This is a genomic window from Kurthia sp. Dielmo (assembly GCF_000307285.2).
In the GTDB taxonomy this organism is placed as follows: domain Bacteria; phylum Bacillota; class Bacilli; order Bacillales_A; family Planococcaceae; genus Kurthia; species Kurthia populi.
The window spans coordinates 1-225 of the sequence record NZ_CAEP01000230.1 but is presented as its reverse complement, the minus strand read 5'-3'; the positions used below and the strand labels follow the sequence as shown (position 1 = coordinate 225).

The following is a 225-nucleotide window of genomic DNA, read 5'->3' as shown; positions in this document are numbered from 1 at the left end:
GCCTAGCAACGTCCTACTCTCGCAGGGGGAAACCCCCAACTACCATCGGCGCTAAAGAGCTTAACTTCTGTGTTCGGCATGGGAACAGGTGTGACCTCTTTGCCATCATTACTAGACTATTTAATTACCTTTTCTCAAGGACATTAATTATTTTAACATCATATTGAGTGAAAGTCAATTACTTTTTTAGAAAAATAATTATTCTTTCAAAACTGGATAAACATG

General features: G+C 37.8%; 1 rRNA gene. It reads right to left on the bottom strand.

Annotation, left to right across the window (positions count from 1 at the left end):
- Positions 1 to 116 (bottom strand): 5S ribosomal RNA (rrf, locus tag KTHG_RS00390).
- Positions 117 to 225: the final 109 nt, after the last annotated feature.